This window comes from Vallitalea sediminicola (assembly GCF_054408565.1).
On the sequence record NZ_BTPT01000042.1, the window covers coordinates 40,538 to 56,548 of the forward strand.

The 16,011-nt window shown below is 30.7% G+C and carries 11 protein-coding genes; 8 read left to right on the forward strand and 3 right to left on the reverse strand.

Annotation, left to right across the window (positions count from 1 at the left end; genetic code table 11):
• Positions 1–2 precede the first annotated feature (2 nt).
• Both ACX6CF_RS17500 and ACX6CF_RS17505 read right to left on the reverse strand, forming a co-directional pair.
• Entirely contained in the window at positions 3–1,520 is a 1,518-nt protein-coding gene (locus tag ACX6CF_RS17500; protein WP_458786651.1) for a response regulator transcription factor, read from the reverse strand.
• Positions 1,521–1,543: 23 nt separating this feature from the next.
• Positions 1,544–3,259 (reverse strand): sensor histidine kinase, encoded by a 1,716-nt coding sequence (locus ACX6CF_RS17505; protein ID WP_458786652.1) that lies wholly within the window; start codon positions 3,257–3,259, stop codon positions 1,544–1,546.
• A gap of 239 nt (positions 3,260–3,498) precedes the next feature.
• On the opposite strand from ACX6CF_RS17505, the gene ACX6CF_RS17510 reads away from it, so the two are divergent.
• The 8 genes from ACX6CF_RS17510 (at position 3,499) to ACX6CF_RS17545 (ending at position 15,225) form a co-directional block, all read left to right on the forward strand.
• Positions 3,499–4,821, forward strand: a complete 1,323-nt coding sequence (locus ACX6CF_RS17510; RefSeq protein WP_458786653.1) for an ABC transporter substrate-binding protein — start codon at positions 3,499–3,501, stop codon at positions 4,819–4,821.
• 242 nt (positions 4,822–5,063) lie between these two features.
• The gene (locus ACX6CF_RS17515) at positions 5,064–5,948 is read left to right on the forward strand and encodes a carbohydrate ABC transporter permease (protein WP_458786654.1); all 885 of its coding nucleotides are present in this window, start codon (positions 5,064–5,066) and stop codon (positions 5,946–5,948) included.
• A gap of 13 nt (positions 5,949–5,961) precedes the next feature.
• Positions 5,962–6,807: a carbohydrate ABC transporter permease gene (locus tag ACX6CF_RS17520; protein ID WP_458786655.1), complete on the forward strand. Its 846-nt coding sequence runs from the start codon at positions 5,962–5,964 to the stop codon at positions 6,805–6,807.
• A 49-nt stretch (positions 6,808–6,856) separates the two neighbouring features.
• A complete protein-coding gene (locus ACX6CF_RS17525) occupies positions 6,857–8,857 on the forward strand; it encodes an alpha-amylase family protein (protein WP_458786656.1) in 2,001 nt (666 codons plus the stop codon).
• A gap of 18 nt (positions 8,858–8,875) precedes the next feature.
• Entirely contained in the window at positions 8,876–10,312 is a 1,437-nt protein-coding gene (locus ACX6CF_RS17530; RefSeq protein ID WP_458786657.1) for a leucyl aminopeptidase, read from the forward strand.
• A gap of 1 nt (position 10,313) precedes the next feature.
• Positions 10,314–11,060 carry a copper homeostasis protein CutC gene (locus ACX6CF_RS17535; protein ID WP_458786658.1) on the forward strand — a complete coding sequence of 249 codons (747 nt, stop codon included), beginning with the start codon at positions 10,314–10,316 and terminating at the stop codon, positions 11,058–11,060.
• Between the two features lie 88 nt (positions 11,061–11,148).
• Complete coding sequence (locus tag ACX6CF_RS17540; RefSeq protein WP_458786659.1) at positions 11,149–13,716, forward strand: transglutaminase domain-containing protein; 2,568 nt, start codon at positions 11,149–11,151, stop codon at positions 13,714–13,716.
• A gap of 627 nt (positions 13,717–14,343) precedes the next feature.
• On the forward strand, positions 14,344–15,225 hold the full coding sequence (locus tag ACX6CF_RS17545; protein ID WP_458786660.1) for a hypothetical protein: 882 nt from the start codon (positions 14,344–14,346) through the stop codon (positions 15,223–15,225).
• A gap of 102 nt (positions 15,226–15,327) precedes the next feature.
• On the opposite strand, the gene ACX6CF_RS17550 is transcribed toward ACX6CF_RS17545, so the two are convergent.
• The gene (locus ACX6CF_RS17550; protein ID WP_458786661.1) at positions 15,328–15,939 is read right to left on the reverse strand and encodes a M23 family metallopeptidase; all 612 of its coding nucleotides are present in this window, start codon (positions 15,937–15,939) and stop codon (positions 15,328–15,330) included.
• Between the last annotated feature and the right edge of the window lie 72 nt (positions 15,940–16,011).

The following is a 16,011-nucleotide window of genomic DNA, read 5'->3' on the forward strand; positions in this document are numbered from 1 at the left end:
TCTTAAGAAGAATAATGCTTAGGAGAGCATCCGTGAATCTTCTTGAATTTTTTACTGAAGTAGAATACATCTGAGTATCCAACCATCTGTGAAATTTCTGTAATATTATATTTGTTGGTACGAAGAAGTTTTTTGGCTTGTTCCATTCTAAGTTCTGTTATATATTGTAGAATGGACTGGCCAGCTATTTTTTTGAAAATACTTCCTAGATAAGTAGAAGTTAAATCAAAATAGTCCGAAATCTCAGCTACTGATAGAGAGGGACTTACATAATTATTTTGGATGTATTTAATCACTTTATTAACCAATGAGGTATTAGAGGGTTTTTCATGATTAACGTAATCCATACATTGATTAGTATAGGCTACAACTATATCTTGTAGATGTTGAAGGGAATAATCTTCTGATATCAACTCTTGTACAAAACTATTGATACATTTCTTAGAATTGATCTGGTCAGGGAAATTAATTTCTAGAGTAACAAATATTTCCGTTAATGATAGAATTAGATAATCTTTTGAAGCATTTTTTTTAATATCAATAAAGATGTCATCAATCAATTTGTGAAGACCTCTGTAATCCTTAGAATTCAAGCATAGTAATAATTTTTTTCTTATAGTTATTGATTTGTGCTTATTTTTATTTAGAGATGTTGACTGATTGCTTAATATAATACTGTTATCGATGAAATATCTTTGATAAAGTAGATCCCATACTAGATTATAATTTCTTGTCCAATTTTCATTGATAGGAATGAAGTCACCGACAGAAATAAAAATATTATCATACTTAATAATATAATCAGCAATCAATCGGTTAATATAATTAATCTCTAAATGGTATTTGATTTTTATTATAAACTGAATAATTGAAACTGATTCATTTTCTTTGAATGATTGCACAAGAACAGTTTCTTTAATTAATTCATTAAAGTGTTTGGTTAAATAAGTAATGAATGCTGTTATATAATTATCATGGTCGTTAGGGCAGAAGACACCTATGAATTGTAATGAATCATAATTTTTTAGGACTGGGAATTGTTTATGGAGACTGTGGATATTATTAAAATCTAAGATGGTATTATATAGATATGTACGTTTTTGGTAATTGTTATAATCAAATATTTTTTGCTGTTTTTCAAGAGATTTCAATATTGTATTTTTACATGATAGTAGCGCTTCATTTAATGTGTTCTTATTAATTGGTTTTAGAAGATAATCTTCTACTTTGAATTTTACAGCTTTTTGAGCATAGTGAAAGTCATTATAACCAGTTAATATAATGATTTTTGTATTGATGTTATTAGTCATAATGTATTCTGCTACTTGAATTCCCGATTTTATTGGCATCTTTATATCTAACATTAGTATATCAACTTGGTTATTATCTATTATTTTAATAACTTCGTTTCCATTTTCTGCTTCACCAATGAATTCCAGCTCTAATTCTTTCCAGTCAATAATTTTTTTTAGTCTTTGTCTAATAAAATACTCATCATCAGCAATTAAAACAGTTAACATCATAAAACCTCCAATATATTATCTTAGTCTCTTTTAGGAATGGTAACAGTAACTATGCAGCCTTTACAGGATTCACTGATAATATTAAGTCCATAATTATTACCATAGTATAATTTTACTCGTTTATCTATGTTTTTAATTCCAAAACCGCTTCCATTTTCGCTCCATATAGTTGCTAATCGTTCTTTTGTAATTCCTATACCATTGTCGGTTACAGTAAATACTATATTATTATCTGATTCCTCAACACTGATTCTTATAATCCCTTTTCCTTCAATTTCCTTAATTCCATGATAGATACTATTTTCAACAATGGGTTGCAATAATAGTTTGAGGCAGATTTCGTTTTTTAATGATTCTGAACAATCAATAGTATATTCAAATTTATTATAATACCTAATTAGCATAATATGCAAATAAGATTCTATTATGGATAATTCGTTTTCTATACTAATGAAAGAACTTCCTTTATTCAAGATTTCTCTATAGAACTGAGAAAGATTCATTACTATATCTGTAAGTTTTTCTTTTTCATCAATTTCTGCAAGAGAACAGACATTATCAAGAGCATTGTATAAGAAATGAGGATTTATCTGCTGTTGTAGTAAGTCTAGAGATAATTTCTGTTTCATTTTTTGTTCCTTGATAAGATCGTTAGTCAATTTTGATTGAGCTGTAAGCATTTTGTTGAATTCACCATAAAGGAATCCTATTTCTTCATCTACCTGTAATTCTTCCATTGGTTCCCAATTACCTTCAATTACGTGTTGTATATGACCAATCAACTTGCGAATTGGTGAAGTAATGGTTTTTGATATTTTATGAGAGAATATAGTGGCTAAGATTATACCACATAATGCAATAAGTGCAGAGATCAGTATAATAGTATAAAAGGGTTTTAAAAAGAAAGTTCTATTTATTTCATGCATTATATACCAATCTAATTTGGGGAAATATTTGTAGAAAACAATATTACCATCAATAAAGGTATATCCTGAGGTTTTATTATCAACAACATCCAAAAAATTTACATAATATTGATAAAGTTTATAAAAACCATCTGTACTTTTAATTAAGCCATACTTATCAAGAATGAATTGATTACCATAACCATGTTTGGAATTATAGCTGTATATATCTGATATAGCAGTTTCAGGAATAGATATTTCAATATATCCTAATAATTGTCCAAGATCGTAGCTATAAAAATCTTGCAAGTAGGAGACAACATTTATTGTATCTTTAACCATATAGGGTAGCATTTTTTCTCTGGAGATCCAGATGTTTCTAGATATATCAATGCCTAGAATATCCGGTGAAGTAGCAGATGTATCTGTTGTAGCTAACAGATTTCTGTCATAGCTGTAAATCGATACAGAATGAATGAATTTCGTTGATTGGATTATTGTATCTATTCTATTTTTCAGAGCTATAGAATCCAAATACGTAAATGATTGATTTTTATTATTATATTTACTTGCCAATTCTTGCACTATGGGATCTACAGCTATAGTTTTACCAAAGTTCTCAACTGTAGTGAGAGAGAATTCAAGTTGCTTGGATATATAGTTCAATTCATTTAATGATGAAGTTGTAGTAAGGTCAAATTGACGAGAAACAATAATTGTTGAAGTAATTATAAAAATTAGTGAGATAATAATTGCAGAGGTCATTATGATACTTAAAAAAATCTTTGTGTTAATTGATAGAGTATGTACTTTTGTAGAAATTATAGTCATGAATATTACCACCTTAATTATGAGCTATTGATAAATTTGTCAATGTTTATAGTATGATAGTTGATTATAAATATAAATTATGTAAATGTACTATAAGTATACATGAAAATTTTTTATATGTAAAAAATATATAGAAAAAGTACAAAAGATATGAAAAATGTCTATGGTTAGTTTGTGTATTTTTTGATATTATACAGTTGCGATAATGAATCATAATATAAAAACAAGGGGGTACAACAATGAAAAAAATTATTGCGTTACTTTTAGTATTGACAATGGGTATTGGATTAACAGCTTGTGGTGGAAAAGATACTTCAAAAGATACATCTAAGGATTCAAAAGATGAAAAGATTGAGATTAGACTCTTGACAAGATCAGCAGGTCCAAGTATGTCAGCACAGATATTTCGAGATGTTCTAAAAGAATTTGAGGATAAACATCCAGATGTAGTGATAATTGATGAATCACAAGGAGATGAATCATCTTTTAATAACAAATTAAAAACAGATATCGCTTCAGGAACATTGCCTAACATATTTAGGATTCAAGGAGTATCTAATCTTGGTGAATATATCAAGAATGGTATGATAATGGACATGGATCCAATATATGAAGCGGATAAGGAATGGAGTGAAGGATTAACAGAAGGTGCTGTTAATTATTACAAGGTCCCTGGCTTTGATGGTTCTTATGGTGTACCAGCTGAATCAGGGTTAATAGGAGTATTTTATAACGAAGTAGTTCTAAAAGAAGCAGGAATCGATAAATTCCCTGAAACATGGAATGAGTTAAAAGCTGCAATTGAAAAAATAAAAGCAATCAATAAAACTCCAATCGCACTTGGAGCAAAATCAACTTATATGGCAGGGCATCTACATAATAACATTCTCTACAAATGGTTAGGAGCAGATGCACCAAAGGCTCTTGGTGATAGATCTATGAAATGGACAGATAAAGAAGTTGTAGAAACACTTAGTTATGTAAAAGAATTATATGATATGGGTGCTTTTCCAGAAGGTGTTGCTGGTCTAAGTGATGATATCGTCATAACTCAATTCTTAAAAGGTGATGCAGCTATGATTATCACTGGTCCATGGAATATTGGAAAATTCACAAGTGAAGAAGAGACAGAGTATTACAAGGATATCAAGATTGCTAAGTTCCCATATTTCGAAGAAAAAGCAGAGTATAAAGATCATGATATGCAATCAATCAATCCTTTGATGATTAATGGAAAATTAGAAGGTAAAGAGAAAGAATATACCATAGAATTAATGAAAATGCTTACATCCGCTAATACAGCAAAAAGATATGCAGAAGAAGCTCAGAGTATTATGCCTAGAAATGATATGGTACTAGATGAAGGTTCTCTAAGCAAGTTGTTCCAAGATGTTGTAGAGTTGAGTGGAACATCTACAGGTATTGCAGTTGATGTATTTGATTTTGATCCGTTAGCATCTATGCAGGATAGAACTAGAAACTCAATCGTTGGTATGTTCGTTGGTAATACACCTGATGAAGCAGCGCAAGAGATTCAAGCAGAAATTGATAAATCAAAATAAATAAAAGTTAATAACTCAACTTTCCCACCTTTAATTTAATGCAGGTAAATTAAGGGATGCAGGTTTGGTTAGCAGAATAAAAAGATAGAAGAAACACCTATATTTTTACTCTGCAAAGCCTTTTAATTAGCTTACCTGCATAGAATATTGAAGTGAGAAAGTTGAATTAATAATACAAAAGAGAATTCTGGAGCTGTTATTCAACTTAGAATTCTCTTTGTATATATGGGAGGGAGAAAACATTGAGAAAAATAAAAAGCAAAAAGGACGGAACAAAAATTCTATTGTTTTTGATTCCAGCGCTAGTGATATATATATTATTTATGGTCATACCTATGATCGGTGCAGTTTTCTTTTCAGCATCTGAATGGAATGGAATAAAAGGTGCGCCTATTGATTTTGTAGGTTTTAAGAATTACATATCTGTTTTTCAAAGTTCAGCTTTTATATTGTCATTGAAGAATATGGGGAGAATGGTTTTCTTCAGTGTGTTATTCCATACACCTATAGCCTTGTTATTGGCTGTAGCGATAAATGCTAAATTCAGAGGATATAGATTTTTCAAAGCTGTATTTTTTGTACCGACTATATTTCCTTTGACAGCTGTTGGATTACTATGGTATTTCATATTCATGCCTAATGGTTCTCTCAACCACTTATTATCTAATATGGGACTTGAAAGTTTAGTGACAAGTTGGTTGATTAACCCAGGTACAGCAATAAATACAATAATATTTGTTAATATTTGGGCAGGAATAGGGTATTATATGGTTATTCTTTTGGCGGGTCTTACTACTATACCTAATGAAGTATATGAAGCGGCTTCTATTGATGGGGCAACAAGCTTCAAAAAATTCTTTCATGTAACAATTCCTATGTTGAAACCTATTATCAGTATGTGTATTTTGATGGATATAATCGGAACAATCAAAGTATTTGACCTGATTTTTGTTATGACAGAAGGAGGTCCTAATGGACTTACCAATCTGCCAACGACATTAATGTATTATGAGGCATTTCGATATGATAATTATGGTGTAGGTAGTGCTATAGGAGTTATTATATTATTTATTGCTCTAGTTCTTACGTTAGGAAGTAAATGGATCATGAGAAAAAGAGAAGCGTGATGGAGGTGAAGAGATGAGAAAGACTAAAAAGAAATCAAATAGAACATTGAAAAAAATAGGAGTATACTTTTTCTTAATAATGATGGCTTTAGTTTTTGTTGGACCTATGGTCTTTACATTATTATCATCACTTAAAGGAAATGTAGAAATATTTGATAATCCTTTTGGATTACCTCAGAAATTTTTAATAGGTAATTATATTACAGCATGGAAAGAAGCGAATATGGGTACTTATTTTATTAATAGTATTCTTATATCGGTTTCAACGGTACTTATTTTAGTTGTTGTATCGTCAATGGTTGCTTATGTATTGGCAAGATTTGATTTTAGATTGAATAAGTTTCTAGGGATATTTTTCTTATTGGGTATGATGATTCCTATGCATACAATTCTTGTTCCTGTTGCATATATAATAGGTTCATTCAGCTTGAAAAATAATATTTTTGCTCTCATTCTGTTATATGTTGCATTTTCATTACCATTCAGTATATTTGTCTTAACATCTTTTATGAAAGGTATTAATGCATCTCTAGAAGAAGCGGCAATTATTGATGGAGCAGGATATTTTCAAATATATTCAAGAGTAATGTTACCACTGACAGTTCCAGCTATCTCTACAGTTTCAATTTTCAACTTTTTAGGTGCATGGAATAATGTTCTTTTCCCATTATTATTCATTAACAATAATAAGTTGAAACCAATTTCACTAGGATTACTTAATTTTAATGGTGAAAGAGGGTCGGAATATGGACCGTTGATGGCAGCAATTATCATTACTGTTTTTGTGCCTTTTATCATATATCTACTATTCCAAGAAAAAGTAGAAAGCGGATTAGCTGCAGGTGCTATAAAAGGTTAAATGATATATAATAAATTATCATAGACATAGAATTAAATGGAGGGCAATTATGAGTGATTTAAGATATAGACAAATTCATTTGGATTTTCATACAAGTGAATATATACCAAGTGTAGCTGAGAATTTTAATGGAGATGATTTCGCAAAGACATTGAAAGATTCACATATTGATTCTATAACATGTTTTGCTAGATGTCATCATGGATATCTATACTATCCGTCCAAGGCACAACCAGAAATGATACATCCAAGTCTAGCTAAAAAAGATTTGTTATTACAGCAGATAGAAGCTTGTCATAAGTATGATATAAAAGTACCTATCTATACAACTGTACAATGGGATGGATATGTAGCAAGAAAACATCCGGAATGGTTGGCAGTCGATGAAGAAGGTAAGTACATTAATAGTCAAAATGTCCCTGAACCACATTTCTATAATACAATTTGTCTTAACAGTGGTTACAGAGAATATTTTAAAAATCATATACAAGATATTATTGATGTAGTGGGAGTCTCTAATATAGATGGATTTTTTATGGATATTTTATTTAAAGTTGATTGTAACTGTCCAAAATGTGTTGAGAAAATGTCCAAGTTAGGATTTGATTCAAAAGAAAAAACTGATAGAATTGCATACTCGTTAGAAATGCTACATGAATTCAAGACTGAGATAACTAATTTTATTAATGAAAGAGTACCGGGTACTAGTATCTTCTATAATAGTTCTCATGTTGGACCCGCATTAAAAGATAGTTTGAATGAGTATACTCATCTTGAATTAGAATCTTTACCAAGTGGTGGATGGGGATATATGCATTTTCCTACGACTGTAAGATATGCAAGAAATCTTGGGAAGGAAATTCTTGGAATGACAGGAAAGTTTCATACTTATTGGGGAGATTTCCATTCCTTGAAAAATAAAGCTGCCCTTGAATTTGAATGTTTTCAAATGCTTGCAATGAATGCAGGATGTTCAATAGGAGATCAACTTGATCCAAGAGGAAAATTATCTGGTGGAGCTTATGATTTGATAGGACATGTATATGAACAAGTGGAAGAGAAAGAACCCTATTGTATAGGTGCAAAAGCTTTAACAGAAATAGGGGTTATGACACCAGAGGAATATTATACTCCTAAAGACCACGATTTAGGTTTACCGCCTGCATTAGTAGGAGCTGTAAGAATGTTACAAGAGTTATCCTATCAGTTTGATATAATAGATAGTACCACTGATTTATCAAAGTATAAAATTGTGATATTACCTGACGATATAGAGTATTCATCTAGATTAGAAAACATCCTAAAAGAATATATAGATAAGGGTGGAAAAGTTATAGGAAGTTATCATTCATGTATAGATACAGAGAATGGTAGTGGTAGTCTATACGGTGTATCTTATAAACAGGAATCGCCATATTATAGAGATTTTATTTATCCTAATGGCATTATTGGTAAGGAGCTGTTTGAAGAAGAGTATGTCATGTATCTAAGAGGAGCAGAGATTGAAGCTAGAGATAGTGTTATACTTATGGATACGATAAAACCTTATTTCAATAGGGAAGGAAAGAAATTCTGTTCACATCAGCATACACCATCTTCAGGAGAAAAAGGATATCCAGCGGTTACAAGAAAGGATAATGTAATATATTTTTCACATCCTATATTTAAAACATATCGACAATATAGTCCTATATGGTGTAAAATGATAATTAAAGATGCAATAGGATTGTTGTTAGATGAAAAGTATGTTGAGCATGATGGACCTTCTACAATAGTAACTACAATGAATACCCAGTGTGAAGAAAATAGAGATATTCTTCATGTATTACATTATATAGCAGAAAAAAGGGCAGAGAATCTATATACTATTGAAGATATCATTCCTCTAAATAACATATCATTCCAAGTACTTGTAGGAGATAAAGAAGTTGCTCATCTCTTTAATATTTCTAATAAGCAAGCTATTGAATACAAAAGGAAAGGTAAATATATTCTATTTACAGCAGATAGGATTGAAGGGCATGAGGTTTTCTGTATAGAATATAAATAAAAAAACCGGTGAAGCCATATGATAAGTGTTAGTGGAAAAAAAGATTACAAAGGGCAGGTTATTTTTTTATATGAAGATGATTCAAGTTATATACCAAATGAAGTGTTAAAAGCTAGAAATCTATCTAGTACTTTAGAAGGTAAGTTGTATTCGGTAACAAATGTATATGTATCCAATAAATTCTATGTTATTGTTGGCTTAGGTGGTTACCATGATTTTAATATGAAGAAATTAAAATCAGTTGTAGCCAAAAGTGTAAAACAGATGAAGAAAACAGGTATAGAGGAATATGGTATGGACATCACTCCTTTTATACAAAGGTTTGATAGTCAATGTTTATTTCACTTAGTAGAAGGTATCAAATTAGGTAATTATGAGTTCTACGGATATAAGACTAATAAAAAAGAATATGAGTACAATGTTTTTCTTCAAGGAATCCATAAAGATACTAATCAGGTAAAAGAAATAATACATAAAGCAGAGAATGTAATAGATGGCATAATTATAGCTAGAGATTTGGTTAATGCACCAGCTAATAGATTAACACCTGAATTGTTGTCACAGGAAGTTATATCATTGGGTGATAAAGCTAGTTTTGAAGTGGAGATTCTTGAAGAAGATCAATTGGAAGAGTTAAATATGAAGGCTTTTCTGACGGTAGGTAGTAGTAGCGGTAATTCACCAAAATTAATTATAATGCGTTATAATGGCGATTCTACAAGTGATAAGGTTGCTGGATTAGTTGGAAAAGGTGTTACCTGCGATACAGGCGGATATTGTTTGAAAGCCAGTAATACCATGGCGGGTATAAAAGGTGATATGGCTGGTGGAGCAGCGGTTATTGGAGCTATATATGGATTGGCAATGAACAAAATCAAGACCAATGTTGTGGGAATTATCCCAGCCTGCGAAAATCGTATTTCAAGGGAAAGTTATATCCCTGGGGATGTAATTGATTCTATGTCAGGTAAGACAATAGAGATTATCAATACAGATGCAGAAGGCAGATTGATTCTTGCAGATGCAATTACATATGGTATAAAAGTAGAAGGTATAGATAAAGTAATAGATATTGCAACACTTACAAGTGCTGTTGTCGCAGCATTAGGTTTTACAACAACAGGGGTATTAACTAATAATACAGAGTTCTATGATAAATTAATAGAAGCCTCTGAAAAATCAGGAGAACAATATTGGAGATTTCCTATATATGATGAGTATAGGGATATGTTAAAAAGCGATATAGCAGATATTAAAAATATGGGCAAGGATTATCTAGGTACAGTAACAGCAGGATTATTTATTGGAAGTTTTGCAGATAAACTGCCATGGATTCATATGGATATAGCTGGTACTGCATGGGTGACTCCGCCTATATTCGAATATCAATCTGAAGGTGCTACAGGCGCAGTTGTTACAACACTTTATTTTTTATTTGGAATGGGAGACGAATAAGATGTACATTCTTGAAGGTTGTGTAGATTCATTAGAATCAGCTATACAAGCAGAAAAAGGTGGCGCTAACCGTATTGAATTATGCAGTAATCTGATTATAGGTGGTACAACCCCTAGTATCAATCTTTTTCATATGGTAAAAGAACATGTTGATATTAAGATCAATGTGTTGATTCGTCCACGGTTCGGGGATTTTTGTTATACTGATGATGAATTTGAAGTAATTAAGAGAGAAGTTAAGATGTTTAAGGAAGCAGGTGCTGATGGAATAGTAATAGGTATACTGAAACCAGATGGTACTTTGGATATAGATAGAATCAAGGTAATAATGGATATTGTAAAAGGAATGCATGTAACATTACACCGTGCCTTTGATATGTGCAAGAACCCATTAGAAGCATTGGAACAAGCAAAAGAGTTAGGGATTAATACAATCTTGACATCAGGACAAAAGAATACATGTTACCAAGGAAAAGAGCTTATTAGAAAACTTGTTAAGTCTGCAAAAGGCAGTGTTGATATTCTAATAGGTGGCGGTGTCAAATTTGAAATAATTGAAGAATTGTTTCAAGTGACTGGGGCAACTTCTTATCATATGTCAGGGAAAGAGATTATTAATAGTTCTATGAAATACAGAAAAGAAGAAGTCAATATGGGTCTAGCTTCATTGAGTGAATATACTATTTGGCAGACAAGTTCCAAAAAAATATCACAGGTAAAAGATATTCTAGAAAAATTAATAAGATAATAATTGGAAAATATATTGAACTTATTTCAATGGGTGTATAGATATTTAAGTTCAATATATATAATAATAAAAGAAGAAGGTGTTATATATGTTGTTTTCTAAAGAACTTAAAAAAACTATTGATTCAGATTTTGAAGAAGTTCTGCAATTGATAGGATATAAAGAAAATGAAATACTAAGAGGATTAGATGATTGTAATGAAATGGAACAATATTGTATTAAGTTCTTATATACATGCATGCCTCTTAGTGATATAGCAAATTATAGTTTTGATATTTACTTGAAATATGTGAAACATGGATTGTTTATAAGAGAAAATATGCCATGGGGAAAGGATATACCAGTAAATATATTCCTGAAATATGTGATGTTCTATCGTGTGAATAATGAAAATATAGAAGATTGTAGAGCGGTTTTTTATAATAATCTCATGGATACAATAGAAGATAAAAGTATGATAGAAGCTGTGATTGAAGTTAATTACTGGTGCTTAGAACAAGTTACGTATCAAACTACTGATGAACGAACAGCTTCGCCTCTTACCGTTTTAAGATCGGCTTACGGCAGATGTGGTGAGGAGTCTACTTTTACAGTTACAGCAATGAGAAGTGTAGGAATTCCAGCAAGACAAGTATACGTACCTAGATGGTCACACTGTGACGATAATCATGCTTGGGTAGAGGTATGGTGTAATGGTAAGTGGAATTATCTTGGCGCTTGTGAACCAGAACCTTCACTTAATATTGGATGGTTCACAGCGGCTGCATCTAGGGCTATGCTGATTAATAGTAGAATATTCACTTCAATGAACAATATGGAACATATAATAGATGAAGAAATAATATCAAAAAATGATAAAGCAACACTTATCAATAGCGTGAATAATTACGCCGATACGAGAAAAATAGAGGTTAGAGTAGTAGATTCTAATAATGAACCTATAGATAAGGTAAATGTCCGTTTTGAAGTGCTTAATTATTCAGAGTTTTTCCCAGTTGCTACAGTTGTTACCAATGAAGATGGAATAGCTGAGATAACACTGGGATTAGGAGATATTTATATTCATGCTGTTAAGGATAATAGATTTCTTAATAAGCTTATAGATACTAGAGAAGAAGATATAATAGTGCTCTCTTGGAACGAATTTATAATTGAAGAAATAGGGAATGAAGATATTGATATTATTCCACCAAGAGATAATATGAAATATGCTATTAAATTGACAGATAAGGAAAAAGAACAGGGTAAAGAACGATTCTCACAATCTAATAATAAAAGGAAACAGAAAGAAAGTAATTTCTATGATTATGATAATATATCAGAATTAGAATTAATGAATGGCAATAATCATAATGATGAATCATTAAGAGATATTTTCATTAAATCAAAAGGAAATCATGAAGAAATTAAAGCATTCATAGATAGTGATATAGCCAATTGTGAATTAGAAGATAAAATAAAATTGTTGAATAGTCTTGCTGATAAGGATTTTACTGATATAACTAAAGATGTTCTACAAGAACATTTAATCTATTCAAGTCAGTACAAGAACAAGTATTCTGACGATATATTTGTCAATTATATATTGAATCCTAGAATACATTTTGAGATGATTACTAATTATAAGAAGTTCATATTAGATTATTTTGATGAGGATAGGAAAAATAGCTTTATCCGTCAACCAATTAGTATATGGAATTATATTGATACATATATTAATGACCTTCCAAGGTTAGAGTATAGTCCGTTATCCACTAATCCAGTGGATTTGATTAGGATGAAAAAGGGAAATACAATGTCCAAGAAAATTCTTTTTGTTGCCATTTGCCGTACATTAGGCATTCCAGCAAGAATAGACAAAGAGAATCTTGAGATACAATATTATAATGATGAGAAATTCATTAACGTTAATCATATATTACAAAAAAATCTTACCAGACTAACTCTAGTTAATGAAGATAGAACCAACTGGACTTATTGGTTGAACTGGACTATTGCTAAATTAACTGATGGGGTTTATGAAACACTGGATTTCGTTGATAGGAAGTGGGTCAATAACAGACTTATATTAGACTTGGAACCTGGTAATTATAGAATTATCACCTCCAATAGAATGCCAAATGGAAGTATTTTTTCTAAGAAATATTGCTTTATATTATTTGTAGAAAAAGAATTAGGAATTTCTTTACGTCAAGGCAAATTAGAGGATATGTTCAAGAATATAGAAATCAATGATTTCAAGTTGAGGGACCAAGATGATAAGGTAGTAAAGGCAGGAAACATAATAGATGATAGTAAAAATATTGTCATCTGGATTGAAGAAGGTAAAGAGCCTACAGAGCATGTACTTAATGAGATGTTAGAGAATAAAGGTGTATTGAATAAACTTAATTGCAAAATCATTTTTATACTTAGAAATAAGGAGGCTTTAACGAATACTACATTGAATAAAACATTAGAAGCTTATCCTAAATTAGAAGTATATTATGATGAGTCAGCAAGTAATGCTTCTCCTATAGCTAGAAGGGTATATGTTGATCCTGATAAATTACCATTGATCTTAATAACTAATAAAGGGCTGAACGTAGTATATGCATTTAGTGGTTATAATGTGGGATTATCGGATTTGATAATTAAAATTATTGAGGCTATATAGATTATAGGTTACGTAATCTATATGAGCAATGATATACAGTTTATAAGGCATTAATATTAGTGAATTTCATCATAAATAGGAGTAATTCCAACTAAGAAAATAAATTTTACAGGAATTATAGTATAATTGCTTGTCATTGGTCAGAGTTTGAAAAAACATTGTTTTAAAAAGTTATTTGTGTTTTAACTTGGGTAAAATTGAAAATACATAAAACAATTGCCAAGATACTGCCAGAAAATAAATAAATTTCTGACAGCATCTTGGCAATTATTAGCTATCGTACGTACATAAGTTTTTTAAATTCATGCAAACAAAGTAAGTAAAAAATCGTCGTCATCCAACATCTAAAAGGAAAGTATATCATGTTTGTAGGATACAATTTAGCATTAGGGATATATTTATATCACATTCACATAAAGATGAAAATAGGTTAGCGTCAGCAAAGTGCTAATTTTCAACGTTAAGCAATTTTGTGATGCTATCTTATATTGTCTTAGAGTAAGTTTTTGTTAAAATGCTGGTGATACCTTTTCTATTATCTAATATATTTATTTGAAAAAATGTGTTACTATTATGAATGTATTTTCTAAAATGAAAATATAAAAAATTATTTGGAGGGACTAATTTATGAAAAAATTACTTTTACCATTATTAATTATATTATGCTTTTCGGGTTGTATGAAAAATACTCAAAAACAAGATGAATATAACGAAGATGAACTATTAGACGATTCAATTAATACAAGTACAGAAAAAACATCAGACAATTTAAATAACCCAAGTATAGAACAAAAATCAGATTCAACATATCCTATAATAAAAGACAATATACCTGAGCTAAATGATGCTATTTTAAATATGATAATCTCTAATTATCTACTAACTTTCAATAATGATTTTTCTTTTACACAAGATGATTATATTAATTTTAATAAAGCATTTAATTACATTGTAACTGGAGGTACATACCCTCTACAACCCTTTAGAGGAAAAGAACTTATAGAGCCGTATTATGATAGAGAATCAAATAAATACATTCTTCCTATAGAACAAGTGAATAAGCTGATTTTAGAGAAAAAAGTAGATGCATCCTACTTTACTGAACTTCCTATTGTTAATGATACCTATATAGCTGGCTACTCTTTTACTTCTATAAGACCAGAGCTTTATCCCTACTTCAATGAAGAGACATTTAGTATTACAGTTCCAGTAAAAATTATTGATGACTATCTATTAAGTACATTTAATACCATAATAGATCACTCAATAATAGAAGAATATGATGCAAACAGCGACACCTATACCTATACTCCATTCGTTGGGGGGCTTTATGTATCCCAAGAAATCGATGAGGTGGTCTTTCAGGATGAAATAGCACACATTACATTTACATTAATTGAAGAACCCGACGAAGAATTCCCTACCTTTTATGATGGCACTTTTATAATAGAACTTGCAGATGGAGAGTATAAGTTTTTAGCTGGTGATATTATAAAGAAAAATGATTAATTATATTTTTAAAAAAAGAGTCCTTTTAATACAACGGAGCCTCTTTTCTTATACCTATGCTTAATCGATTATACCATTAATTTATTATTCCATCGCTAACTATTAATAAAATTCCCTTGGATCCACAACGTGTGAGGCACGTGGGCTATAAGGCTCTACTCTATATTCCAGATGCAAATGAGGGCCATAACTATGTCCTGTATTCCCCATTTTGCCTATTACTTGTCCCTTATATACTTTGTCTCCGTTAGATACACTTACAGAACCATAAAGCAAATGACAATAATAAGTTCGATATTTTTTTTCATTAATTTCTGATTCAATTTTTACATAGTTACCGAAACCCTTAGAATGATCGACTCCTTTTACACTTGTCTCAACATTTACTACATCTCCAGCAAATGATGCTTTTATTGGATCTCCTAGTGTTGCACCTTCTGCGCTAGCAATATCTGTTCCCCCATGAAATTTACCACTACGATAATTTGGGAAATCCGTTGGGTATCTGAATTTTGTACCTACTGGCATAATCCCTATTTCTCTGGGTGGTTTTGTAGCTGTAAGGTTCATAGCATAAACCCAAGCTCTCTTCCTTCCTTTGGAAGTATCATACTCAATGTATGCATAACCCTTAACAGTATGCCATAAGGAAATTTTAAAAATTTCGCAAGCAAAAATAAGAACACGATGAGAATGAATATAAGCCATTGCCATCTAACAATCATAGATGGTAATGGCTATTTTATATATAGGCAAAACCTTATTCTCTAACAAGTTTATATTGTT